This window comes from Paraburkholderia silvatlantica (assembly GCF_003096715.1).
Lineage (GTDB): Bacteria > Pseudomonadota > Gammaproteobacteria > Burkholderiales > Burkholderiaceae > Paraburkholderia > Paraburkholderia silvatlantica.
Genome location: NZ_QEOL01000020.1, coordinates 147854 through 170059 on the forward strand (window position 1 = coordinate 147854; position 22206 = coordinate 170059).

A 22206-nucleotide genomic window follows, 5' to 3' on the forward strand; every position below is an offset into this window, starting at 1 on the left:
TGGCCGTCCCTTGTGCGTTGAAAAAGGCGTGCGTCTCGCCCCGAATGGCGAAGCCATGAGAGGCGAGCGGTTCAAGGCTGAAGTCGCACGGTGATGATGTGCACAGTTAATGCGACCAGAAATGTCGCTCCTAGAACGAAGCCGACATGGTGACGCGCTGGAAGCGACATCGAAATGTGCTGTCGCGCGAAGGCAAGACAACGTCGCTTTTCGAACGGCTTCTCGGCTGCGCAAAAGTGCGCATTCCCGCACGGAGGGCGACGCCTATTCGGCGGGAGCCGGCTGAACGCTAATTTCTGGTTGAGGTTCGCCGGGCATCAGCGACGCGGGCGCGACGTCTTCTTCCGGCGCCGGCGCGGCGGTTTGAACGGCGGGCGGCGGGACGCTCTTGACCACGACGGGTGCCTCGGAGACCGGCGCGGGCGCGCTGGGCTGCGCGCTATGGGCGCCGGTCATGCCCGTGCCGACGTTCGAACTCGTGGTGTTCGCGCTTTTGAGCAGACCGTGCGAATCGAACAGGAACACGGCCGCGGAGGAGTGGGTGTCGGCGCCGGCGACCAGCGAACCGATGAACGGGATATAGCTTTCCGGGTGCGGCCTCGACGCCACGTAGGTGTAGACGAGCAGCGTCGAGCCATCGTCCAGCGCGGTCTCGACCGATGCCGGACCGAGCGCGGTGATCACGTCCTGCAGTGTCGTTACGCCGTGCCTGAAGTTTGCCATCTGCTCGGGCCTGACCTCGACACCGGCCGTCACGCAGCCGGCGAGCAGTGCGCCGCACAGCAGCCCGGTGACCACTTCGCGCTTCATGTCGCCTCGCCCCCTGATACATGAATTCTAGGACGAAGGAGACGGGTTGGCAGAAGTCAAGCGGTCGGCGCCTGCCTCAAACCACGCCGAGCCACTCTTTCAGTTGTGCGGCGCGTGAGCGGCTCACCGGCACGACGCTGCGTTCGCCGTCGTCCATCACGAGGTTCACGCTGTCGTCGGCTTTGACGAGTTCGGCCGCGTACGGCAGGTTGACGATGTGGCTGCGATGCACGCGCAAAAACGTATTGCTGTCGAGCCGCAGTTCGAGGTCCGCAAGCGACAGGTTGGAGAGGTAGCGATCGTCCTTCGTGACGATCGTCGTGTAGTGGCCGTCGCCCTGGAAGCGCACGACGTCCTTCAGGTCGATCAGCATCACGCGGTTCTTGCGGTACACCGGAATCTTGAAGAGCCGCCGCGGCGGCGTGGGCGCGCCGGCGAGCGACTGAGCCGGCGGCTCGGCCGACGGCTCGGTCGTGAGGTCGGTGAGGTCGTAGAAAATCATGCAGGTGCCGCACGCGCCATTCATGTCCGACATGCTGGACACCTTGAGCATGAGAATGCGGTCGGGAATGTTGATCATCATGGCAACCGGCGGCGGCGACTTCACGGGGCAGCCGCCGGCGTCGCGCGACTGCAGCAGGAAGCGCAGCTTGTCGCGGCTTTTTGCCGGGTGCAACTGCACGACGTCGATGCCGAACAGCTTGTCCTGGGCCACGCCCAGCGACTGCTCGCCCGCCGGTCCGAGAATCTGCAGCGCGACGTCGTTGAACGCGCTGACGCGCCCCTGTGCGTCGAGCCACACCACGCCCGGATTGAACTGCTCGAGGCGGTGCTGAAAAGTCTCGGCGCGGCGCGCGTCGGTGGACGGCATGGCGTGCTCGAACGGTTTCATCCAGGGTTCTCCCCGATGCGGCGGCGGCGTTGTGCGCGGCGTCTGCGGCGGCGGGACGCTGCCTCAGTTTTATGTCCTTTCCCCTTTTCACGCAAGTTTTCCGGCGCCCGGCGCAGCCACGCCGCCATTCGAGAAAGCCCGTTGAATTGCTGCGTTGCATTGTGAAATGCTGAACTTCAATGCAATGACAACAAGGTGACCAGTGTGATTCCCCGTCCATTCGAATACCACGCTCCGCAAACCTTGTCCGAGGCGTTCGCCTTGCTCGGCACACACGGCGAAACGGCGAAACTGCTCGCGGGCGGCCACAGCCTTCTGCCGATGATGAAACTGCGCTTCGCCCAGCCCGATCACCTGATCGACCTCGGCCGGCTGGCCGGACTCAAGGGCATCCGCGAAGAAAACGGCACGCTGTGGATCGGCGCGATGACGACCGAAAACGAGCTGATCTGGTCCACGCTGCTGCAAGCGCGCTGTCCGCTCATCGTCGAGGGCGCGCGGCAGATCGCCGACCCGCAGGTGCGCTATCGCGGCACGCTGGGCGGCGATCTTTCGCACGGCGATCCCGGCAATGACCATCCCGCGCTGATGATCGCGCTCGATGCTTCGTTCGTGCTGCAAGGCGCGGCGGGCGAGCGCGAGGTGAGCGCGGACGGCTTTTTCCTCGGCACCTATGCGACGCTGCTCTCTCCCGGCGAGATCATGACCGGCATCCGCATTCCCGTGCCGCAGCCCGGCACCGGCTATTGCTACGCGAAGCTCAAGCGCAAGACCGGCGACTTCGCAACCGCGGCGGCGGCCGTCACGCTGCGCCTTGGCGGCGGCCACGTCGAGCACGCGCGCATTGCTCTGACGAATGTCGGCGACACGGTGATCCGCGCGGTCGACGCCGAGCAGGCCCTGATCGGCAAGCCATTCGATGCGCGCGCGCTCGACGAAGCGGCGCGGCTCGCGATGGCGGCGTGCAATCCGGTGGAGGATCTGCGCGGCGACGCCGACTACAAGCGTGCGATGACGGGCGAGATGACCCGCAGGGCGCTCAGTACCGCATACGAACGAGCCGCGAACCCGGCACGCCCCTGACGCAGCGACTTGACTCACGGAGAACGCGAAAAATGGCCAGCAAAACCATGGTGTCGTTCAGCCTCAACGGCAGCGAGGTCGACGTCGTCGTCGAGCCGCGCGAACTGCTGATTCATACGCTGCGCGAAAAATGCCAGCACACCGGGCCGCATATCGGTTGCGAGACGTCGCATTGCGGCGCCTGCACCGTCGATTTCAACGGCATGTCCGTGAAGTCGTGCACGCTGCTCACCGTGCAGGCACAGGGCGCGGAGGTGCGCACGGTCGAAGGGCTCGCCGAAGGCGGCGCGCTGCATGCGCTGCAGGAAGGCTTCATGCAGGAGCACGGGCTGCAATGCGGCTTCTGCACGCCCGGCATGCTGATGCGCGCGTACCGCCTGCTCCAGGAGAACCCCGCTCCGACGGAAGCGGAAATCCGCTACTGGATGGCAGGGAACCTGTGCCGCTGCACGGGCTATCAGAACATCGTGAAGGCCGTGCAATATGCGGCGCGCAAGCTGCGCGGCGAAGCGGCCGAAACCTCGCATCCGCTCATCGAAGCGGGCGCGGTGCACGCGCACTGAGCGCCGGGAGATCCGTCATGAACCATCCCGACGCCAATCTCGAACGTCTCGCCGCGCTCGAAGGCATGGGCTGCTCGCGCAAGCGCCGCGAGGATCCGCGCTTCATCCAGGGCAAGGGCAGCTACGTGGACGACATCAAGATGCCGGGCATGCTGTTCGGCGTGATGGTGCGCAGTCCCTACGCCCACGCGCGCGTGAAACGTATCGACAAAGCGCGTGCGCTCGCGCATCCCGGCGTGCACGCCGTGCTCACGGCGGACGACCTCAAACCCCTCAAGCTGCACTGGATGCCGACGCTAGCAGGCGACGTGCAGGCGGTCCTTGCCGACGAAAAAGTCTGCTTCCAGAACCAGGAAGTCGCATTCGTGGTGGCCGACGACCGCTACGTCGCCGCCGATGCGGCCGAACTCGTCGAGGTCGAGTACGAGGCATTGCCCGCGCTCGTCGATCCCATGAAGGCGCTCGCGCCCGATGCGCCCGTGATTCGCGAGGACATCCGCGACAAGGATAGCGGCGCGCACGGGGCCAGAAGGCATCCTAATCATATTTTCACGTGGACGATGGGCGACCGGGACAAGACGGACCGCATGTTCGAGAACGCGGAAGTCACGGTCAGGCAGGACATCGTGTATCCGCGCGTGCATCCGTGCCCGCTCGAAACCTGCGGCTGCGTCGCGTCGTTCGACAAGGTGCGCGGCGATCTCACGGTCTACATCACGTCGCAGGCGCCTCACGTCGTGCGCACCGTGGTCGGGCTGCTGTCGTCGATACCGGAGTCGAATATCCGCATCATTTCGCCCGACATCGGCGGCGGCTTCGGCAACAAGGTCGGCGTGTATCCGGGCTACGTGACGTCGATCGTGGCGTCCATCGTGCTCGGGCGCCCGGTCAAGTGGATCGAGTCGCGCAACGAGAACCTCTCCAGCACCGCGTTCGCGCGCGACTATCACATGACGGGCGAGCTGGCCGCCGACAAGGACGGCCGCATCAAGGCGCTGCGCGTGAATGTGGTGGCCGACCACGGCGCGTTCGACGCGTGCGCCGATCCGACCAAATGGCCCGCCGGCATGTTCCATGTATGCACGGGCTCGTATGCGATCCCCAATGCGTTCGTCAGCGTCGACGGCGTGTACACGAACAAGTTTCCGGGCGGCGTCGCTTACCGCTGCTCGTTTCGCGTGACCGAAGCCGTCTACCTGATCGAGCGGATGGTGGACGTGCTCGCGCAGAAGCTCGGCATCGACAAGGCGGAGATCCGCTTGCGCAACTTCATCGGCCGCGACCAGTTCCCGTACACGACGCCGCTTGGCCTCGAATACGACTCGGGCGACTACGAGACCGCGCTGAAAAAAGTGCTGGCCGCCGTCGACTACGACGCGCTGCGCAAGGAGCAGGCACAGCGCCGCGCCGACCCCGATGCCGAGTGGCTCATGGGCATCGGCGTCGTGAACTTCACCGAGATCGTCGGCGCCGGGCCGTCGAAAATGTGCGACATCCTCGGCGTGGGCATGTTCGATTCATGCGAGATCCGCGTGCATCCGGACGGCTCCGCCATCGCTCGCATGGGCACGATCACGCAGGGCCAGGGACACCAGACCACCTACGCGCAGATCATTGCATCGGAGGCTGGCATTCCCGCCTCGAAAATCACGGTGGAAGAGGGCGATACCGCCACGGCGCCCTACGGCCTCGGCACCTATGGCTCGCGTTCGACGCCCGTTGCGGGCGCCGCGGTGGCGCGCGCCTCGCGCAAGATTCGCGAGAAGGCGCGCCGCATCGCCGCGCATCTGCTCGAAGCGAGCCCGGACGACGTCGAGTTCGACCTGGACCGCTTCGTGCTGAAGGGCTCGCCGGACCAGTTCAAGACCGTGAAGGAGGTGGCGTGGGCCGCCTATCACAACGTTCCCGAGGGGCTGGAGATGGGCCTCGAGGCCGTCGACTATTACGATCCGCCCAACTTCACGTTCCCGTTCGGCGCATACGTCTGCGTGCTCGACATCAACCGCTATACCGGCGAGATCCGCGTGCGCCGCTTTTACGCGCTCGACGACTGCGGCACGCGGATCAATCCGATGATCATCGAGGGGCAGATTCACGGCGGCCTGACCGAAGGCTTCGCCGTCGCGCTCGGGCAGGAACTGCCGTACGACGAAGCGGGCAACCTGCTCGGCGCGACGCTGCTCGACTACTTTGTGCCGACGGCCGTGGAAACGCCGCATTGGGAAACGGACTTCACGGTGACGCCTTCGCCGCATCACCCGATCGGCGCAAAGGGCGTGGCCGAATCGCCGCACGTGGGCTCGATTCCGTGCTTCACGGCGGCCGTGGTCGACGCTTTCGCGCATCTCGGCGTCACGCACATGAACATGCCGCACAACGCGTATCGCGTGTGGCAGCAATGCCGCGAGCTGGGATTGACGCGGCCAGCCTGAGCCGAAGCACACGCGAATGAGGAGTCCGCAATGAAAGTCGTACTCGACAAGGCATTCGCGCTCGACGCGAGCGCCGAGCGCGCCTGGGCGCTGATGCAGGACATCGAGGCGGTGGCCGGCTGCATGCCGGGCGCGCAGATCACCGGGCGCGTCGACGATACGCACTACAAAGGAACCATCACGGTGCGGCTCGGGCCGGCGACGATGGCGTTCAAGGGCGACATCGAAGTGCTCGCGCTCGACGCCGCGGCGCGCAGCCTGCATCTGCTCGGCAAGGGCACGGATTCGACCGGCAGCTCGGCGGCGACGATGGATCTCACGGCCAGTGTGCAGCCCACGGGCGAGACGAGCACGCTGGCCGGCAAGAGCGAAGTGACGATGAGCGGCAAGGCCGCCGCGCTGGGCGGGCGGCTCATGGGACCGGTGTCGGAGCAGCTGCTCAAGCAGTTCGTCGCGAACTTCTCGGCGCGCCTGAGTGCCATGGCGCCGCCGCAAACCGCGACAGGCGCTGCAGAGAGCGCGGCGGACGCACCGGTTTCCAGGGCGGCCGGGGCGCCTGCGCAAGCCACCGAGCTCAATGGCATTGCGTTTGTCTGGGCCATCGTTCGCGACTGGCTGCGCGGGCTCTTCACGCACAAGGCGCAAGGCCGCTGAGGCACGCCATGGCGCAAACCGACCGCATGCCGGACGTCCTCGCGCTGCAGGCGAAGCTCGCGGGCCACCGGTTCATCGTGGAGCGCGGCTTCGCGGCGGCGCTGCTGCTCACGCTGGAAATGCGCCGCCCGCTGCTGCTGGAGGGCGAGGCGGGCGTGGGCAAGACCGAGGTCGCGAAGGCGCTCGCGCGCCTGCTCGACGCGCCGCTGATCCGCCTGCAATGCTACGAGGGGCTCGACGCGCACGCGGCGCTCTACGAGTGGAACTATGTGCACCAGTTGCTCGCGATCAAGCTCTTCGAGCAGGACACGCGGCCGCTGCGCGACAAGGAGCACGACATCTTCTCCGAGCGCTATCTGCTCAAGCGCCCGCTGCTCGAAGCCATTACGACCACGCCCGCGCCCGTGCTGCTGATCGACGAAATCGACCGCACCGACGAGGCGTTCGAGGCCTACCTGCTCGAGTTGCTGTCGGATTTCCAGCTTTCGATTCCCGAGCTTGGCGTGATCCGCGCGACCGAGCGGCCCTATGTGATCCTCACCTCGAACGGCACGCGCGAGATCTCCGACGCGCTGCGCCGCCGCTGCCTCTACCAGTACGTCGACTACCCGTCGTTCCAGCGTGAGCTCATGATCGTGCGGGCCCAGGTTCCCGAGGTGCCCCAGGCGCTGGCGGCCCAGATCGTCGAATTCGTGCATGCGGTGCGCGAGATGGCGCTGCGCCGCAAGCCCGGCCTCGCGGAAACGCTCGACTGGGTGGCCGCGCTGCTGCGCCTTGGCGTGAGTGCGCTCGACGAGAACGGCGTGGACCGCGTGATGGATTCGCTCGCCGCGCTCGTGAAAACGCGCGAGGATCAGGCCAGTCTCACGCGGCCCGTGGTCGAAAAACTGGTGGCGTCATGCTGACCGGCATCGACAGCACGGTGCATCGCGCGGCGCCGCACGATCTCGCCGGTCGCCTCGTCGCGCGCTATGCGGGCTTCGCGGGCTGGCTGCGCGCGAACGCATTCGGCGTGACGAACGCGGACGTTGCGGCAATGCTCGAGGTGGTGCAGCGCATGGGCCAGACGGAGCGCGACGTGCTGCGCTGGAGCCTGCGTGCGCTGCTGTGCTCGCGCGCGCAGGAGTGGCGGCGCTTCGACGAACTGTTCGACGCGTACTTCCTCGCGCCGAACCGGCGCAAGCTCGCCGAGACGCGTGCCGGCGGCGCCGGGCCGCTCGCGCGCGACGACACGGCCTGCGGGCCGGCCGATGCGAGCGAGGGCACGCCGGTTTCGCTCGCAGGCCGCGGCAATGGCGCGGCCCAGGAGGGCGCCGCCGCGAGCGAAGGCGCCACGCGCAGCGAGTCGCTGGCGCATGCGGATTTGCGCCACCTGAACGATCGCAGCGAACTCTTCGCCATCGACGCCGCAATCCGCCGCTTCGCCCAGCGCCTGCACGGCATCCAGATGCGCCGCGAGCAACGCGCGAACCTCGGGCGCACGCTCGATCTGCACTGGACCCTCCGGCGCAGCGTCTCGCGTGGCGGGCTGCCGGTCGAGCTCGGCTGGCGGCGCAAACGCCGGCAGCGCCCGCGCATCGTCTTGCTGCTCGACGTGAGCCGCTCGATGAGCCTCTACAGCTTCTTCTTCCTGCGGCTCGCGCGCGTGCTGAGCGGGCGTTTGCCGGACGTCCACAGCTTCGTCTTCCATACGCGGCTCGTCTGCGTCGACGAAGCGCTGCGCGACCCCGATCCGCGCCGCGCCCAGGAGCGCCTGCACCTCATCTCGGAGGGCTGGGCGGGCGGGACGCGCATCGGCGAGAGTCTCGCCGCTTTCAATGCGCATTACGCGCCGCGCCTGCTGCATGCGCGGACCGCGGTCGTGATCGTCAGCGACGGCTACGACGCGGGCGACGCGGCGCAGCTCGGCGCGTCGCTTGCCGCGATCCGGCGGCGCTGCCATTCGCTCGTCTGGCTCAACCCGCTCGGCGATCGTCCCGGGTTCGCGCCGGTCAGCGCGGGCATGCAGGCCGCGCTGCCGCATCTCGACCTGTTTGCCGGGGCCCGCGATCTCGCGAGTCTCGAACGGATCTTTCCTCCCATCCTCGAGGCGTTGCAATGAATGTCCATGCCGAATCGAGCGAGACCCTCGCGGACGCCGCGGATCTGCTGCAGCTCGAGCAGCGGCTGATCGATGCAGGCGCACCGTTCGCGGTCGTCACCGTGATCCGTGCCGCGCCGCCAACCTCGACGCACGTCGGCGCCCAGGCACTGGTGGAGGCCGGCGGCGCGCTGCATGGCTGGGTCGGCGGGGGCTGCTCGCGGACGATCGTCATCGAGGCCGCGCGGGAGTCGATCCGCACGGGGCAGCCGCGGCGCGTGCGGATCAGCAACGAGCCGGCGCCAGCCGAGGCCGAAGTCGAGGCGCATGCGATGCCGTGTGCGAGCAACGGCGCGCTGGAACTCTTCATCCAGCCCACCGTGCCCGCGCCGCTCGTGGCTGTGCTCGGCGCCACGCCCGCGGCGCAGGAAGCGTGTGTGCTCGCGCGGCGCGTCGGGTTTCGCGCGAGCCTGGCCGCCGACGTGGCGCGCGCCGGGCAGGCGGGCGTCGAAGCCGCCGCGCTGGATCGCGCCGGTACGTCGTTCGTGCTGGTCGCCACACAAGGCGAGCGCGACGAGGATGCGCTCGAAGCCGCGCTGCGCAGCGCGGCGGCGGCGGTGCTCCTGATCGCGAGTCACAGAAAGGCCGAGCGCTTGCGCGCAGCGATGCGCCTGCGCGGCATCGACGAAATCCGGCTCGCGGCGCTGCACGCCCCGGCGGGTCCGGCGATCCATGCGCACACGCCGCAGGAGATCGCACTGGGCGCCGTGGCGGGACTCGTCGCGCTGCGGCACGAGATGCACGAGATGCACGAGACGCAAGCGACGGCCGAGGCCGCGGCGCCGCGGGCCGCGATCGCGACGGAAACCGTACCGCCGCTGCCGCCGTGCGAGGCGCTCGGCGCAGCCGTGGCAGAGGCGGGACGCTATGTGAACCCCGTCTGCGGGATGAGCGTCGAGATTGCGAAGGCGAAACATGTTCTCGACTATGGCGGACGCAAGGTGTACTTCTGTTGCGACGGCTGCAAGTCCGAGTTCGAGCGCGCCCCCGGGCGCTATCTGGACGCCGCCCCTCTCACTGCCGGTCGCCCGGACGGCCTCCCCGCGGAGAAGCGATGAGCGGCCCGGCGTTTTCGGCTGTCGTGCTCGCGGCAGGCCTGTCCACGCGCATGGAGGGGCGTCACAAGTTGTTGCTGCCGGTGGGCGGGGAGCCTGCCGTGCGGCGCGTCGTGCGCGCGATCGTTTCGGCGCGACCGGAGGAGGTCGTCGTCGTGACCGGATTCAATGGCCGGGCCGTCTTCGAAGCGCTCGACGGCCTCGACGTGCGCTTGCAGAGCAACCCGCGCTACCGGGAAGGACAGATGACGTCGGTCGCGAGCGGCGTTGCCGCGCTGCAGGCGCCGTGCGACGCCGTGATGATCTGCCTCGCCGACCAGGTGCTGCTCGAAACGGCCGACTATCGCGAACTGATCGAGGCCTACGCGTCGATGCCGTACGGTTCGATCCTGGTGCCGATGTTCGGCGGCGCGCGCGGCAATCCTGTCGTGTTCGCGTCGAGCTATTGTCCGGAGGTCGGAGGCGGACGCGTGAATCCGGGCTGCCGCAAGCTGATCGCCGGGCATGGCGGCGAGGTGTTTCTCCACGAGGCGGCGCACGATCGCTTTTGCGTCGACATGGATACCCCCGCCGACTACCTGAGCGTCGTTGCGCGCGTGGAGGGCCGCACAGTCAGTGCGTGGCAACGCTGACGGCGACGATTTCGTATCCGGGGTCGGCGTGCACGGACGCCGCCTTTTCGGCTTCCTCGTATGAGACGAAGGACTTGGCCCCGCCAATCTCCGGCGCCATGCCAATATCGCCGTCCTCTGCGCAGCAGAGGTACTGCTCACCAGTCTTCACCACGTAGACAGTCGTCATGATTCCCTCCATGGTTCGCGGGGGAACTTCCAGTCTAGCAGGTCGAGCACGCGCCCGACGGCGGGCCGATTGCCTTTACGCTATCAGCTGGAACCTTCGATTCTATTCGCTTCACGATGGACGGCAACCCTACCGTTGTTTCGAACCCAACACCGGCCTTCGTCGCCGGCAGATTTGTTCCGGATGTGCAACGATAGGCGTGCAACTCGCAGCTGTCTGAAGAGCTGGACAACCCAACGGGGAGGGTAGATGAGAGAACACGCCGAGACGCTATTCGTCGCTTCCGAAGACATTGCAACCGCGTTGAACCTGCTGGAGAGCATCGAGGTCGAGGTCGGATTCGACAGCGACGATCCGGAGAGTATCGAGCAGGCGATTCTCGCCGTCGAGGAGGCGATCGATACCCGCCTGAAGGGCCATCGCGGCGACGCACGCGTCGAATCCGCGATCCTTCGTGTCAAGTTCGACTTCCGCTGCGCGATCCTCGAACAGGCCGCGTCGGAAGATACCGATGCCATCGGCACCGTCCAGACCCTGCATTGAACATCTCGGGGAATCCGGCGCCTGACTGATTCCAACGGGTGAACGGCGCCGCGCGCGGTGCGCCGCCATTCACCCGGCAACGGACTTTACATGTTGTTACCCTCGCGCAGCGGACGTCCGGGCGGGCTTTCCGTATACTGCCGCGCAATCGCCATTCCTCCCTATGCTTGTCGTGCCCGCAGCGGCGGCAATGCGAACTCACCGTGACGTTCATGCTCTCTACCCAGTCCGCCCTCACCGCCGCGCTTGTCGCGGCAGCAAGTCTGTCGTTGTCCGCATGCGTTGCCCCGGGCTACACGCCGTACGGCGCGCAGCAAGGCTACCCGAGCCAATATGCGGCGCCTGCCCCTGCCTCTGCCCTTGCCTCTGCCTATAGCCAGCCCGCTTACGCGCAACCGGGCACCGTGCAGCAACCCGCTTACGCGCCGCCGCCTGCGCCGCAACCGCCGTATGACACGCAAAGCAACGGTCAGTACGGTGCGCAGTCCAACCCGCAATACGGCAACCCATATGGCACGCAGTACGGCACGATCGCGAGCATCCGGCCGTTGAGCAACGCCACGGGGGCTTCGGGCATCGCCGGAACCGTGGTCGGCGCGCTGGTTGGCGGCGTTCTCGGCAATCAGATCGGCGGCGGCCACGGCCGCGACGCCGCGACTGTGATCGGCGCGCTCGGCGGAGCCTATGCAGGCAACCAGATCGGCCAGCAGATGGGCCAGCCCGCAGGATTCCAGATCGACGTGCAGCTGAGCGACGGCTCAACCCGCGCTTTCAACGTGCCGACGCCCGGCGACCTGCGCCCCGGCGACCGCGTGCAGGTCAACGGCAGCCAGCTTGCGCGCTACTGATTCCGGCGGGTATCGCATACCTGAAGGCATCCTGAATATCTTGCCGGCGTGGATCGGCGCGGACTACTGCGCGATCTGCTGACGCTGATATTCGTCGTGCTTCATTTGCATGTAGTCGGCGCGGCTGACCTCGTGCAACTGCCGCGGATACTGTTCGGTGGCATCGAACCACTCAGCGAGGCGTTTGTCGAGGCGGGCGCCGGGCGGGCTGGAAAGCGCATCGAGATACGCCTGAATAGCGAGGTAATAGCGCATGGTATTGCGTTCGACCAGACCGCGCACGCCGCCGATGTATCGCGTCTCGTTCGTCGACGGATCGAGGGTCGTGGAAAAGCCGACTTTATCGCTGCCTATCGTCGCCAGATAGGCTTTCATGGCCAGCCGTCCCGCCGTACCGTAACCGTAGGCATAAGTCAGATGAATAAAGGTGCGGTCGTCGCCCACGGGTATGGCCTCCAGCACGATCCGGTAGTCTTTCGTGCTTAGCGGACCCGTGGCGGCGGAGAGTTCCACGCGAAAATAGTCAGGGCTGCTCACTGCCTGGTGCCAGGCGAATTGCACGCGGTAGGACGAGGAAAGCGATTCCTCGGTTTTCTTGCCGATATTCACCGCGAGAACCGTACCGCTCGCGCTGGTCGAGGCATGGCAGTACTTGATGTTCAAGTGCAGGATCAGCACGTCGCACCAGTTCGCGGGCCCCTGAGCCGGGTGGTTGAGCGTGTCGTTGACCGTCGCGAAAGGGAAGTTGACGACACCGTAAATATCGCCTTTGAGCGCAGATGGCAACTCCTGCGATTCGAGGTACAGCGGTCGCTGAAACGGGTTTTGCGCGAGTTGCTGCGTGAGACTTTGGTACTTTTCGCGCAGGCTCGTCGCGCTGGCGTCCGGTTGCGCGAAAGCGCCCTGGCCCAGCAAGCAGAGCGCCGCGGTCATCGCGGCCATCCAACACAGGCGCGTGCGCCGGATTCCCGATGTGAATCTGGCAAGCGTACTCATGGCCTTCCTCCCGTTTTGGCTGCGTGTGAACTGCATCGATCCGACTACCCATTTGGGTGGTGCGCGCCGCCGGTCCTTCTGTCATTGTGAACCACACGAATTGTGGACCCACGATTGGCAGGAGACTTGCAATGGAAACGACATCCTCGAGCGCAAATCCTTTAGTGGTTCTTTCGGACGGTCTGGCCGACATTGTCGCGCGAGTCGGGCAGAGCGTCGTGGCAATCCATGGCCGGCATCGCATGCCGTCGAGTGGGGTAATCTGGCGCCACGGCGTCGTGGTAACGGCTGCCCACACGATCCGGCGCGAGGAGGGGATCGACCTCACCTTGACCGACGGCCGTACGGTCGCCGCAGTCCTTGCAGGGCTGGATCCGGGCACCGATCTCGCCGTGCTGAAGCTGGACGGCGTGGACCTGGACCCAGTCGAGTCCGGCGATGCCCGCTCGCTCAAGCCGGGTCATCTGGCGCTCGCCGTCGCGCGCGCCGACGAACTCGGCGCCAGTGCCGATTTTGGCGTGATTGGCAGCACGGGTGGTCCCTGGCGCACGTGGAGAGGCGGACAGCTCGACGCATTCGTGCGGCTGGACGGCGGTCTGCGCCCGGGTTTCTCGGGCGCGGCCCTGGCCGATATGCGCGGCCAGGTCGTGGGTATCTGCACGTCGGGACTGATGCGCGGTGCAGGCATGGTGATTCCCGCGACGACGGTGGAGCGCGTCGCCGACGAACTGCTGGCCAAGGGGCGCGTGTCGCGGGGCTATCTTGGCGTCGGCACGCAGCAGGTCAGCCTGCTCGACGCATGGGTGGACAAAATGAACCTGTCGTTCAATAACGGATTGCTGATCAGTTCGCTGGCGCCAGGCGGTCCTGCGGAACAGGCGGGCATACTGATTGGCGACGTGCTGATCGAACTGGACGGCCAACCTTGCCGCGACATCGGCGACTTGCACGCCGCGCTGGGCTCGACGAGCATCGGGCAGCCGTTGCCAGTCACGTTGATCCGGGGCGGCGAGCGCCACGCATGCACAGTAACCGTGGGCGAACGGCCCCAGCGGCATTCGTGCAGGTGAGGTCCGGGAAGCGGCCAAATGTCGGATGGAACGATGGAACACATGGGGCCGGTGCGGGTCGCGGTCATTGCGTCGTCGTCGCAGGTGCGCGCAAGCTTGCAAGCGATTGTCGAGGCGCAGCCGCCACTCGCGTTCCTCGGCAGCGCAGCCGATGCCGAAACGCTCGCCGCTTACCTCGCCGGTACGGTGCCGGATGTCATGGTGGCCGACATCGAGCCGCAGGCAAGCGACGCGCTCAAGACACTGTTCGATTCTGACCACGTGCCGGCGGCGCTGGTCCTGTTGCTCGACGACCCGGATAGCGACGGATTCCCCGACGAACTGCCCGCCGAGACGACGGCGATCCTGTCGCGCGACGTGACGCCCGCCGAAATCGTCGCGGCCATCGAAGCCGCCGCCGCCGGCCTGTGCGTGCTCTCGCCCGACATCCTCGCAAGGCTGCTGGCCGGACGAAAACCATTACGCCAGACGATGTCGGGCGGACCGCTCGAAGCCTTGTCGCTGCGGGAGATCGAAGTGCTGGCGATGCTCGCCGACGGACTCGGCAACAAGGAGATCGCCCGGCAACTCGATATCTCGGACAACACGGTGAAATCCCATCTCTCGTCCATCTTCGGCAAACTCGGCGCGACCAATCGCACCGAAGCGGTGATGCTCGGTATGCGGCGCGGATACGTCATGGTGTAGACAGGCCGCGACCGCCCCCCGGGCCGCGGCTCTGCGTCGTGGGGCAGGGGAACGGCTTCAGCGAATGGCGTTCGCCACAGCCTCAGAAAATCGAGCGCCCGGTGCGCGTCGTCAACCACTCCAGCGCCAGCGAGCCCACCAGCGAATTGCCCGTCGCGTCGAGGCCCGGCGACCACACGCACACCGCGAACTCGCCCGGCAGCACCGCAATGATCCCGCCGCCCACACCGCTCTTCGCGGGCAAGCCCACGCGGTAGACGAAATCGCCCGCCGCGTCGTAGGTGCCGCAGGTCAACATCAGCGCAGAAAGGCGCTTGGCCGAACTCGCGTCGAGCACGGGTTCGCCGCTCGCGGGCGAGACGCCGCCATTGGCCAGAAAGAGCGCCGAGCGCGCCAGTTCCACACAGCTCATCGAGATCGCGCATTGTCGGCAATAGGCGTCGATCACGGCATCGGCGGGCATGTCCAGATTGCCGAAGCTCGCGATGAAATGCGCCATAGCGCGATTGCGCTCGGCGTGCGCGAGTTCCGATTGCGCGACGCGCAGGTCGTAGCCGATGCCGGGCTCGCCCGCAAGCCGCCGCATGAAATCGACGAGCGCGGTCTCCGCCTGCACGAAGCGGCGGCACAGCACGTCGGTCACGACGAGCGCGCCCGCGTTGATGAACGGGTTGCGCGGCTTGCCCGCCTCGAATTCGAGCTGGACGAGCGAGTTGAATGCCGTGCCCGAAGGCTCGCGGCCCACGCGCTGCCAGAGCGCGTCGCCGAGCAGCTGGAACGCGAGCGTGCAGGCGAACAGCTTCGAAATGCTCTGGATGGAAAAGCGCACATCGGCGTCGCCGGTGCGGTACACCTGGCCGTCCACCGTCACGATAGCCATGCCGAAGTGATCGGCGCGCACCGTGGCGAGTTCGGGAATGTAGTCGGCAACGCGGCCCGTGCCGATATACGGCTGCAGGTCGCGATGGATGGCTTCGAGGATGGGCGTGTAGTCGAACGTGTGATTCATGGGCGGAGCCGGGCAGTCGCAGCGGAGCGCCCGCCGCGGTCCCCGCGATTGTAGCGGCTCGCGCTTACCGCCACGGCGTCATTGCGCGCGTTGACTGAACCTCGCGGCTCAATGCGCCCCCGCCGCGCCGCCGCCGCCGCCCCTTGTCGACTTCGTGATCCAGATGAGCGGAATGATCACGAGAAAGATGATCGCCGAGATATAGAAAATGTCGTTCAGCCCCATCATGGCGGCCTGCGTGGTGAGCTGAAAGTCGAACAGCGCGCGTGCGGAGGGTTCGCTCAGATTCAGCACCTTCTGGGTCTGGTCGATCGCCTGCACGAAGGTCGGGTTGTTGACCGAGGCCTGCTCGGTGAGCCGCGCGTGATGCAGGATCGTGCGGTTGTTCCATGCGTTGGTCGCGATCGAGGTGCCCACCGCGCCGCAGAACACGCGCACGAAGTTCGAGAGGCCCGCCGCCGCGGGCACGCGGCTCGGCGGCTGCCCCGCGAGAATGATCGCCGTGAGCGGCACGAAGAAGAGCGCCATCGGGATGCCTTGCAGCAGCGTGGGCAGCACGAGGTGGAAGGTGTCGATTTCGATGACGTACCGCGAACGCATGTAGAACACGCCCGCGAACATCACGAACGCGAGCGTCGCGATGATGCGCGCGTCGGAGCGCGGCAGCAGGCGCCCCACGACGGGCGAGAGCAGCATCGCGAAGACGCCGAGCGGCGCGGTTACAAGGCCCGCGTCCACCGAGCGGTAATTCAGATACTCCTGCATCCACTGCGGCAGCAACACGAGATTGCCGAAGAACACGGCGTAGGCCACGGAAATGGCAATCGTGCCGCCGAGAAAGTTCCGTTGTCCGAATAAACGCAAGTCGACGATCGGATGCGCCTCGGTCAGCTCCCAGACGAGAAAGAACGCAAAGCTGATGAGCGCGACGAGGCCGAGCGTGACGATCACGGGCGAGTTGAACCAGTCGAGGTCTTTGCCTTTGTCCAGCATGATCTGGAGCGAGGCGACCCAGGCGATCAGCAGGCCGAGGCCCACCACGTCGATAGGCGGTTTGCGCGTGGCGGATTCGCGTTTGCGGTAAATCGACCACGTCACGAAAGCCGCGAAGAAGCCCACCGGGATGTTGATGTAGAAGATCCACGCCCAGTTGTAGCTATCCGTGATCCAGCCGCCGAGCGCCGGTCCCGCGATCGGGCCGACCGTCGTCGTCATCGCCCAGAACGCCAGCGCGGTCGCCGATTTGTCCTTGGGCCAGGAGCCGAGCAGGATGGCCTGCGAAAGCGGAATCAGCGGGCCGGCCACGGCGCCTTGCAGCACGCGCGCGACCAGCAGGAACGGCAGGGTCGGTGCGATGCCGCACAGCCACGACGCCAGCACGAACGAGAGGATCGAGGTGACGAACAGGCGCACCTGGCCAAAGCGCTGCGTGAGCCAGCCGGTGAGCGGAATGGAAACGGCGTTGGCCGCCGCGAACACGGTGATGACCCACGTGCCTTCGTCCACGGAAACGCCCATGTCGCCGGAGATGGTCGGAATGGCGACGTTGGCGATCGACGTGTCGAGCACGTTCATGAAGGTCGCGAGCGAGACCGCGACAGTGCCGAGGATCAGGCTGCCGCCCTGGAGCGGCGGCGGTGGCGCGGGCGGCGCCGATGATGCGGCGGGCTGGTTCAAGGGTGTTCTCCGCGTATCCGGTTTGCGGCACAGGATACCTGTAATCGCCGTTTGTCATCGCCAGCCGCGGAGCATCCCCATGCCGCGCAGGGTCATGGGGCTTGCGAATGGCTTTCGCGCGCGATCGGGCTGCCGTTGCGGCTTTAGGTAGCGAGAGGAAATGGAGTCTTTCGCACACGCGTGGCGCGGCGAGCGTATCCTTGCGCCTGCCGCGCGCCGCGCAAAATGCGTGCGCTGGACACACAATACGATCGTCAGTAGAGGGGAGGTCCGACCATGAGCTGGGAAGCATTCGAAGGGGGCTGGCGTCTGGCGCCGGCCGATGGCGCCGCGCGCGCGCTCGTCGTGCTGCTGCACGGCGTAGGCAGCAACGCACAGGACCTCACGCCGCTCGCCGACGTGTGGCGCGATGCGCTGCCGGGCGTCGCGTTCACGTCGCTCGACGGCAGCGAACCGTTCGACGGCGGCTTTGGCGGACGCCAGTGGTTCAGCCTGCGCGACATCAGCGAGAGCAATCGCGAGGCGCGCGTCGTTGCCGCCTCGCAGGTGTTCGAGCGGCGGCTCGACGCCGAACTCGCCCACTGGGGGCTCGGCCATGACGCGCTCGCGCTGGTGGGCTTTTCGCAAGGCTCGATCATGTCGCTCTACCACGTGGCCACGCAGGCGGCGGGCGCGGCGGCCGTGGTCGCGTATGCGGGCCGGCTCGTCACGCCCGTGGTCGCGAAAAGCCGCACGGTGCTCACGCTCGTGCACGGCGAGGACGACGAAGTGATTCCGGCGAGCGAACTGGAGCGCGCCGCCGCCGCGTTCAGCGATGCGGGCTTCGCGGTCACCGCTTTCGCGTTGCCGGGCGTTGGCCACACGATCACGCCGCAGGGCGTCATGCTCGGGCGCGACGCGCTGGTGCGCACGCTCGCGCGCAGCTAGCCGCGGGGCCGATCCGGTCGCTGGCGGGGCGAGGTCGGGCCCCGTTAATCGGCATGCATGGCGGCCAACCGGTACAAATTGGCAGTCGCATAAGCCCGCGGTGTCGTATTTCGGCCATATTTTCCGGATACGCTAGGCAGTTGTTTTTGGACCGGCTAAAGTTCGCGCCGGTCGCGGCCGTTAATACGGGGAGTCGCCGCGACCTTATGGGCCGCGTAGGCCCGTTCCGCCCGGCGCGCGGCGAGTTCGCGCTGCCTGGACGAGGCCGCCATCGGGAATGCCATCCGGCGGCGCATCGTCTGCCGGGTCGCCAAAAAGAACCGAACTTCAGACCCATATGGCCCGAGCCAAGCCGCATTCCATCTTTTCCAAAAGGCTGTTCCGCCAGGAGGACGTGGCGCTCGATCTCGGTACGGCCAACACGCTCATCTACACCGCCGACAAGGGCATCGTGCTGAACCAGCCCTCCGTGGTCTGCTTCGAAAGGCGCGCGGGCGCGAGCGAGACGACGGTGGCCGCGGTGGGCCGCGAGGCGAAGGATCTGCTCGGCCGCACGCCGGCCAACCTGGAGACGGTGCGGCCGCTTTCGCACGGTGTGATCGCCAATTTTTCCGCTGCCGAACACATGATGCGCCGCTTCGTGGCGATGGCGCAGCCGCGCCGGCTGCTCGGCCGCCGTGCGGCATTCACGGTGTGCGTGCCGGCGGGCGCGACGCGCGTCGAGCGCCGCGCGATTCGCGAGGCGGCCTTCGCGGCAGGTGCGGCGAGCGTGAACCTGATCGGCGAGTCGCTGGCTTCGGCGCTCGGCGCGGGTTTGCCGGTGCACGCAGCAACCGGCTCGATGGTCGTGGATATCGGCGGCGGCACGACGGAAGTGGGCATCGTCGCGCTGGGCGGCGTGGCGTGCAGCGGTTCGGTGCGCGTGGGCGGCGACCAGTTCGACCGCGCCATCGTCGACCACGTGCGCACGCTCTATGGCGTCGTGCTGGGCGAGCAGACCGCCGAACACGTGAAAAAGACGATTGGCTGCGCGCTCTACGGCGAACCCATCGAACGCATACGCGCGACCGGGCGCAGCATGGAAGACGGTCTGCCGCGCACGGTCGAGATCACGAGCCACGACGTGGTGGACGCGCTGGCCGCGCCGTTGCGCGTAGTGATCAACGCGGTGCGGCAGGTGCTCGAGACGGCGCCCGCCGAACTCGTCACCGATATCGCCGATAGCGGCATCGTGCTCACGGGCGGCGGCTCGCTGCTCGGCAGGCTCGACCAGTGCCTCGCCGCCGAGCTTGGCGTGGCCGTGCGGGTGGCCGACGAGCCGCTCACCTGCGCGGTGCGCGGCGCGGGTGCGGCGGCGTCGCTCATGAGCGAGCACGCTTTCGAAATGGTCGAATAACGGCGCAAGCCGGCGCACGGGGCAATACCGCTTCGCCAGGGCGCCGGCCTGCCGTGTGTTCGCGCCGCGGGCGTGGGACAATACGCCACTTGCCGGCGTGCGCCGCAATGGGCTGCCGTAGTCCGTGGCCTTAGTCCGTTGCAATGCGCCGCTGTCCCGTTGTCTCCACATCGTCCAGCCGTGAATCCAGCCGCTTTTCCGGCCCCCGGTACGTTCATCGAACTGCCCGGCGGCCTGCCCGTGCCCTATGTCGAACGGGGCTCGGGCGAACTCCTTCTCTTCGTGCACGGCTCGCTTTGCGATTACCGCTACTGGCGGCCGCAGCTGGCCGGCCTCGCGCAGCAATATCGCTGCGTATCGGTGAGTCTCACGCACTACTGGCCCGCCGCGGATGCTGCGCGCGGCCAGCCTTTCAGCTGGCGGCAGCATGCGGACGAACTCGCGGCGTTTGTCGAAGCTCTGGGAGCCGGGCCCGCGCACGTGATCGGACATTCGCGCGGCGGCTTCGTGTCGTTCCAGTTCGCGCGGCGCCATCCGCAACAGGTGCGCACGCTCACGCTCGCCGATCCGGGCGGGCCAGTCCAGCAGCCGGGGCAGACACTCGCCGCGCTGCCCGAGACCGTCAACGCGCTGCGCGCCCGCGCCGTGGCGCTGATCGAGTCGGGCCAGGTGGACGCGGGGCTGGAATTGTTCGTCGATTCGGTGAGCCGGCCCGGCTTCTGGGCAAGGAGCACGCATGCGTTTCGCCGCATGGCCACCGACAACGCGCACACGCTCGGGCCGCAGTTCCAGGACCCGCTGCCCGCGTACACGCGCGAGCAAGCCGCCGACGTGCGATGCCCCGTGCAGCTGATCGACGGCGAACTGAGTCCGGAGGTGTTTCACCGGGCCGTGGCCGCGCTCGACGCATGGCTGCCCGATGCGCGCCGCGCGAGTGTGGCGGGCGCATCGCATGGGATGAATCTGGCGCGGCCCGCGGCGTTCAACGAATTGATCGATCGCTTCGTGAGCGGCCACGGGCGCTGACGCACGCCGATGCAATAAGGGCGGCCATGCGGAACTGAACCCGCGGCCGCCCTGTTTATTGCTGCGATAAATATCGCTGTCCGAACGATTTTCGCTTAGTCGCGGCCGTGCGCGTGGGCGTCGAGCTTGCGCTCGGCAGCCTCGCCGACGAGGCCCGCGTAGAAGAGGTGCACGCCGATCGCAAGCGAATCGTTGCGGATTTCGTGGAAGGCCTTCCATGCCTTCGCCGGATCCTTGAACACGAGATAGTGCGCTTCCTGCGCAACGAGGCGGGCGACCCGGTGCAGGCCGTGGCCGTTGAGCGCGTCCACGAGGTGATCGAGGCTGCGGTGCGTGCGCGCGTCGGTGCGCGGGTACAGCATGTGCAGCACGGCCACGCGCTCGCTGGCGAGTGCGGCCGACAGCGCGACCACGATGTCCTGGTGATTGAGTGCCGTGACGACGGCGCCCTCTGCTTGTTCGTCTTCTGCGAACAGGGTGTCGACCGAGATGTTCATCTGTTTGCTTCCTTACGTTTTGCTTTAAGCGCGCGTGGCGGTGAAAAAAGCCCGCTACCGAAAGCGGGCCGGATTACAAGATTGCAAGTAATGGAAAACCCTTGCATGTCAAGCAGTATCGCAAAGATAGGGTGCGGCATGTTGCGCCGCAAGAGAAAAATATTGTTGCAGGAATCGATGTTAAGGAAGCCGCAAGCTTTACAGTGTTGCGGGCCTGAAGAGGGATTGTTGCTGGCTGCGCTATCAATCGTTGCTGCAGCGCGCCGTAGAATGCGGCAGGCGGTCGCAGCAATGCCGGCCTTTCCGGCGGCTGCGTCCTGTTGCGCGAGGTTTGCGCGAAGTATTGCGAAGTAACAGCAATTCAAGGACAGAAAATGATCGACTCGAAGACACACGCCACGCTCACGATCCCCGGCCACGCTGAAGGCGTGCAGTTGCCGGTCTACAAGGGCACGATGGGCCCGGATGTGATCGACATCCGCAAGCTGTACGGCCAGACCGGCATGTTCACGTATGACCCGGGTTTCATGTCGACGGCGTCGTGCAACTCGGCGATCACGTACATCGACGGCGACAAGGGCGAGCTGCTCTATCGCGGCTACCCGATCGACAACCTTGCGCAAAACGCCGACTTCCTCGAAAGCTGCTACCTGCTGCTCAAGGGCGAGCTGCCCACCCAGCAGCAGAAGGATGAATTCGTGGCCTCGGTGAAGAACCACACGATGGTTCACGAACAGATGCACTTCTTTTTCCGGGGGTTCCGCCGTGACGCACATCCGATGGCGATTCTGGTGGCGGCGGTCGGGGCGCTGTCCGCGTTCTATCACGACTCGCTCGACATCAACGACGCGAAGCATCGCGAGGTGTCGGCGATCCGCATGATCGCGAAGCTGCCGACGCTCGTCGCCATGGCGTACAAGTACACGATCGGCCAGCCGTTCGTGTATCCGCAGAACGATCTGTCGTACAGCGCGAACTTCATGCGCATGATGTTCTCCGCGCCGAGCGAAGAGTACAAGGTCAACGACGTGCTCGTGCGCGCGCTCGACCGTATCCTCATCCTGCACGCCGACCACGAGCAGAACGCTTCGACGTCTACC

Annotated in this window: 23 protein-coding genes; 16 read left to right on the forward strand and 7 right to left on the reverse strand. The window is 66.5% G+C overall.

Translation table 11 applies throughout. From position 1 onward, the window contains the following. Positions 1-264: 264 nt before the first annotated feature. Both C7411_RS24705 and C7411_RS24710 read right to left on the reverse strand, forming a co-directional pair. Positions 265-810, reverse strand: a complete 546-nt coding sequence (locus C7411_RS24705) for a hypothetical protein (RefSeq protein WP_110386658.1) — start codon at positions 808-810, stop codon at positions 265-267. A 76-nt stretch (positions 811-886) separates the two neighbouring features. Continuing rightward, positions 887-1702, reverse strand: a complete 816-nt coding sequence (locus tag C7411_RS24710; protein ID WP_110386659.1) for a LytTR family DNA-binding domain-containing protein — start codon at positions 1700-1702, stop codon at positions 887-889. A gap of 204 nt (positions 1703-1906) precedes the next feature. On the opposite strand from C7411_RS24710, the gene C7411_RS24715 reads away from it, so the two are divergent. From C7411_RS24715 to C7411_RS24750, 8 genes are read left to right on the forward strand one after another with little or no spacing between them, the layout of a single operon-like run. Next, a complete protein-coding gene (locus tag C7411_RS24715; protein ID WP_110386660.1) occupies positions 1907-2785 on the forward strand; it encodes an FAD binding domain-containing protein in 879 nt (292 codons plus the stop codon). Positions 2786-2817: 32 nt separating this feature from the next. Further along, positions 2818-3348, forward strand: a complete 531-nt coding sequence (locus C7411_RS24720) for a (2Fe-2S)-binding protein (RefSeq protein WP_110386661.1) — start codon at positions 2818-2820, stop codon at positions 3346-3348. Between the two features lie 17 nt (positions 3349-3365). Continuing rightward, the gene (locus C7411_RS24725; RefSeq protein WP_110386662.1) at positions 3366-5780 is read left to right on the forward strand and encodes an aerobic carbon-monoxide dehydrogenase large subunit; all 2415 of its coding nucleotides are present in this window, start codon (positions 3366-3368) and stop codon (positions 5778-5780) included. A gap of 30 nt (positions 5781-5810) precedes the next feature. Next, positions 5811-6434, forward strand: coding sequence for an SRPBCC family protein (locus tag C7411_RS24730; RefSeq protein ID WP_110386663.1), 624 nt, complete (start codon positions 5811-5813; stop codon positions 6432-6434). An 8-nt stretch (positions 6435-6442) separates the two neighbouring features. Then, positions 6443-7339 carry an AAA family ATPase gene (locus tag C7411_RS24735; protein ID WP_110386664.1) on the forward strand — a complete coding sequence of 299 codons (897 nt, stop codon included), beginning with the start codon at positions 6443-6445 and terminating at the stop codon, positions 7337-7339. Then, the gene (locus tag C7411_RS24740) at positions 7333-8535 is read left to right on the forward strand and encodes a vWA domain-containing protein (protein ID WP_110386665.1); all 1203 of its coding nucleotides are present in this window, start codon (positions 7333-7335) and stop codon (positions 8533-8535) included. Before C7411_RS24735 ends, C7411_RS24740 begins: the two co-directional genes overlap by 7 nt. After that, on the forward strand, positions 8532-9632 hold the full coding sequence (locus tag C7411_RS24745; protein WP_110386666.1) for an XdhC family protein: 1101 nt from the start codon (positions 8532-8534) through the stop codon (positions 9630-9632). Before C7411_RS24740 ends, C7411_RS24745 begins: the two co-directional genes overlap by 4 nt. Further along, positions 9629-10261 (forward strand): nucleotidyltransferase family protein, encoded by a 633-nt coding sequence (locus C7411_RS24750; protein ID WP_110386667.1) that lies wholly within the window; start codon positions 9629-9631, stop codon positions 10259-10261. The genes C7411_RS24745 and C7411_RS24750 overlap by 4 nt, the downstream gene beginning before the upstream one ends. On the opposite strand, the gene C7411_RS24755 is transcribed toward C7411_RS24750, so the two are convergent. Continuing rightward, on the reverse strand, positions 10242-10430 hold the full coding sequence (locus C7411_RS24755) for a hypothetical protein (RefSeq protein ID WP_110386691.1): 189 nt from the start codon (positions 10428-10430) through the stop codon (positions 10242-10244). The two genes, C7411_RS24750 and C7411_RS24755, sit on opposite strands and share 20 nt — an antisense overlap. A gap of 249 nt (positions 10431-10679) precedes the next feature. Here C7411_RS24755 and C7411_RS24760 point away from each other — a divergent pair, with 249 nt between their 5' ends. Further along, a complete protein-coding gene (locus C7411_RS24760; protein ID WP_110386668.1) occupies positions 10680-10973 on the forward strand; it encodes a hypothetical protein in 294 nt (97 codons plus the stop codon). 212 nt (positions 10974-11185) lie between these two features. Next, a complete protein-coding gene (locus tag C7411_RS24765) occupies positions 11186-11821 on the forward strand; it encodes an outer membrane lipoprotein (protein ID WP_221206797.1) in 636 nt (211 codons plus the stop codon). A 63-nt stretch (positions 11822-11884) separates the two neighbouring features. Here C7411_RS24765 and C7411_RS24770 read toward each other — a convergent pair whose 3' ends face one another. Beyond that, the gene (locus C7411_RS24770) at positions 11885-12817 is read right to left on the reverse strand and encodes a hypothetical protein (RefSeq protein WP_110386670.1); all 933 of its coding nucleotides are present in this window, start codon (positions 12815-12817) and stop codon (positions 11885-11887) included. Between the two features lie 164 nt (positions 12818-12981). On the opposite strand from C7411_RS24770, the gene C7411_RS24775 reads away from it, so the two are divergent. Both C7411_RS24775 and C7411_RS24780 read left to right on the forward strand, forming a co-directional pair. Beyond that, positions 12982-13887 (forward strand): S1C family serine protease, encoded by a 906-nt coding sequence (locus C7411_RS24775; protein ID WP_110386692.1) that lies wholly within the window; start codon positions 12982-12984, stop codon positions 13885-13887. 18 nt (positions 13888-13905) lie between these two features. Further along, positions 13906-14574, forward strand: a complete 669-nt coding sequence (locus tag C7411_RS24780; RefSeq protein ID WP_110386671.1) for a response regulator transcription factor — start codon at positions 13906-13908, stop codon at positions 14572-14574. A gap of 82 nt (positions 14575-14656) precedes the next feature. Here the strand turns inward: C7411_RS24780 and C7411_RS24785 are convergent, their stop codons facing one another. After that, a complete protein-coding gene (locus C7411_RS24785) occupies positions 14657-15583 on the reverse strand; it encodes a glutaminase (RefSeq protein ID WP_110386672.1) in 927 nt (308 codons plus the stop codon). 108 nt (positions 15584-15691) lie between these two features. Continuing rightward, positions 15692-17260, reverse strand: coding sequence for a DHA2 family efflux MFS transporter permease subunit (locus C7411_RS24790; protein ID WP_110386673.1), 1569 nt, complete (start codon positions 17258-17260; stop codon positions 15692-15694). 276 nt (positions 17261-17536) lie between these two features. On the opposite strand from C7411_RS24790, the gene C7411_RS24795 reads away from it, so the two are divergent. The 3 genes from C7411_RS24795 (at position 17537) to C7411_RS24805 (ending at position 20609) form a co-directional block, all read left to right on the forward strand. Beyond that, positions 17537-18187: an alpha/beta hydrolase gene (locus tag C7411_RS24795; protein ID WP_110386674.1), complete on the forward strand. Its 651-nt coding sequence runs from the start codon at positions 17537-17539 to the stop codon at positions 18185-18187. A 337-nt stretch (positions 18188-18524) separates the two neighbouring features. Continuing rightward, a complete protein-coding gene (gene mreB, locus C7411_RS24800; protein ID WP_110386675.1) occupies positions 18525-19583 on the forward strand; it encodes a rod shape-determining protein in 1059 nt (352 codons plus the stop codon). A 240-nt stretch (positions 19584-19823) separates the two neighbouring features. Further along, positions 19824-20609, forward strand: a complete 786-nt coding sequence (locus C7411_RS24805; protein ID WP_110386693.1) for an alpha/beta fold hydrolase — start codon at positions 19824-19826, stop codon at positions 20607-20609. Positions 20610-20704: 95 nt separating this feature from the next. Here the strand turns inward: C7411_RS24805 and C7411_RS24810 are convergent, their stop codons facing one another. Then, positions 20705-21106, reverse strand: a complete 402-nt coding sequence (locus tag C7411_RS24810) for a hypothetical protein (RefSeq protein WP_110386676.1) — start codon at positions 21104-21106, stop codon at positions 20705-20707. A 374-nt stretch (positions 21107-21480) separates the two neighbouring features. On the opposite strand from C7411_RS24810, the gene C7411_RS24815 reads away from it, so the two are divergent. Further along, on the forward strand, positions 21481-22206 hold a 726-nt coding region (locus C7411_RS24815), incomplete at its 3' end, for a citrate/2-methylcitrate synthase (protein ID WP_279306311.1).

What these genes read in the sequence shown, in the direction of transcription:
- C7411_RS24705 (WP_110386658.1), bottom strand. Translation starts at nt 810, where the DNA reads ATGAAGCGCGAAGTGGTCACCGGGCTGCTGTGCGGCGCACTGCTCGCC.
- C7411_RS24710 (WP_110386659.1), bottom strand. Translation starts at nt 1,702, where the DNA reads ATGAAACCGTTCGAGCACGCCATGCCGTCCACCGACGCGCGCCGCGCC.
- C7411_RS24720 (WP_110386661.1), top strand. Translation starts at nt 2,818, where the DNA reads ATGGCCAGCAAAACCATGGTGTCGTTCAGCCTCAACGGCAGCGAGGTC.
- C7411_RS24725 (WP_110386662.1), top strand. Translation starts at nt 3,366, where the DNA reads ATGAACCATCCCGACGCCAATCTCGAACGTCTCGCCGCGCTCGAAGGC.
- C7411_RS24730 (WP_110386663.1), top strand. Translation starts at nt 5,811, where the DNA reads ATGAAAGTCGTACTCGACAAGGCATTCGCGCTCGACGCGAGCGCCGAG.
- C7411_RS24735 (WP_110386664.1), top strand. Translation starts at nt 6,443, where the DNA reads ATGGCGCAAACCGACCGCATGCCGGACGTCCTCGCGCTGCAGGCGAAG.
- C7411_RS24740 (WP_110386665.1), top strand. Translation starts at nt 7,333, where the DNA reads ATGCTGACCGGCATCGACAGCACGGTGCATCGCGCGGCGCCGCACGAT.
- C7411_RS24745 (WP_110386666.1), top strand. Translation starts at nt 8,532, where the DNA reads ATGAATGTCCATGCCGAATCGAGCGAGACCCTCGCGGACGCCGCGGAT.
- C7411_RS24750 (WP_110386667.1), top strand. Translation starts at nt 9,629, where the DNA reads ATGAGCGGCCCGGCGTTTTCGGCTGTCGTGCTCGCGGCAGGCCTGTCC.
- C7411_RS24755 (WP_110386691.1), bottom strand. Translation starts at nt 10,430, where the DNA reads ATGACGACTGTCTACGTGGTGAAGACTGGTGAGCAGTACCTCTGCTGC.
- C7411_RS24760 (WP_110386668.1), top strand. Translation starts at nt 10,680, where the DNA reads ATGAGAGAACACGCCGAGACGCTATTCGTCGCTTCCGAAGACATTGCA.
- C7411_RS24765 (WP_221206797.1), top strand. Translation starts at nt 11,186, where the DNA reads ATGCTCTCTACCCAGTCCGCCCTCACCGCCGCGCTTGTCGCGGCAGCA.
- C7411_RS24770 (WP_110386670.1), bottom strand. Translation starts at nt 12,817, where the DNA reads ATGAGTACGCTTGCCAGATTCACATCGGGAATCCGGCGCACGCGCCTG.
- C7411_RS24780 (WP_110386671.1), top strand. Translation starts at nt 13,906, where the DNA reads ATGTCGGATGGAACGATGGAACACATGGGGCCGGTGCGGGTCGCGGTC.
- C7411_RS24785 (WP_110386672.1), bottom strand. Translation starts at nt 15,583, where the DNA reads ATGAATCACACGTTCGACTACACGCCCATCCTCGAAGCCATCCATCGC.
- C7411_RS24795 (WP_110386674.1), top strand. Translation starts at nt 17,537, where the DNA reads ATGAGCTGGGAAGCATTCGAAGGGGGCTGGCGTCTGGCGCCGGCCGAT.
- mreB (WP_110386675.1), top strand. Translation starts at nt 18,525, where the DNA reads ATGGCCCGAGCCAAGCCGCATTCCATCTTTTCCAAAAGGCTGTTCCGC.
- C7411_RS24810 (WP_110386676.1), bottom strand. Translation starts at nt 21,106, where the DNA reads ATGAACATCTCGGTCGACACCCTGTTCGCAGAAGACGAACAAGCAGAG.